This is a genomic window from Phytobacter sp. V69 (genome assembly GCF_965644215.1).
GTDB lineage: Bacteria > Pseudomonadota > Gammaproteobacteria > Enterobacterales > Enterobacteriaceae > Phytobacter.
In genome coordinates this window covers 1-893 of the sequence record NZ_CBFFRL010000455.1, presented here as the reverse complement: position 1 = coordinate 893, position 893 = coordinate 1, and the positions used below count along the sequence as shown (strand labels likewise).

Annotated in this window: 1 pseudogene; it reads right to left on the bottom strand. The window is 44.8% G+C overall.

Annotated elements, in window-relative coordinates:
- Positions 1 to 70: 70 nt before the first annotated feature.
- A pseudogene (locus ACSZPU_RS25935) lies at positions 71 to 817 on the bottom strand (oligosaccharide MFS transporter); the annotation flags it as partial.
- Positions 818 to 893 lie beyond the last annotated feature (76 nt).

Genomic DNA, 893 nt, shown 5'->3' with positions numbered 1-893 from the left:
TATCTTTCAATGGTCAAGCTGGGTTGCATCCGATTGTTTTACAAGAGGTTATGCAATTAAGGGACACAGCCTAGTGTTGTACTGATTCCAGCGGCTGCGGTTGATGTGTTTTTTTACTGAGCGTCAGTGACCCAAACAACACCATGACGACAACAACGCCTGCCATCATAAAGAATATGGATTGATAGCCCACCCGATCAAATAACTCGCCGATGGGCAAAGACAACACAATAATGCCGAGAGAGCTGGCAATATTGAATCCCACCAGGAATATCGTCGACGAAAGGCGCTTATCAAAATTCGCCACGCTGAATTTAAACACCGAGATAATAAACAGCGGAACTTCCAGTGCATGCAGCATTTTTATCACGGAAATAATGTACACATCCGTGAACAAAGCCGAACCTAAAATGCGACAGGTCATGATCACACCGCCCAGCATCAGCGCAGACTTCGGCCCAATTCGGTTCACCAGGAAGGGAGTCAATGCCATCCCAACGCCTTCCAGGATCACCTGAACAGAGTTCAGATAGCCCTAAACGCGAGAGCCCACATCGGGGTTATCAAACAGCCCGGCGTAAAAGACCGGGAACATCTGCTGGTCGTAAATATTATAAAATGACCAGGTGCCGACAATGAAAATAACAAAGAACCAAAACTGTATATCTTTGAAGATAGTAATAAAATCCTGAGCGACGATGGGGTTTTCTGCATTTGCCGTTTGCTGACGGGTTTCGGTTTTAAAGAAAATGTTCACCAGCAAAAACAACAACCCCATCAGCGATACGCACCAGAAATTAATGTGCGGGTTAATACTAGATGGTGTCGTCACGAGGATAAAAATCATTGATAATAGGGCCTTCTAATCAGAAGGCCCTATTATCATGACTATT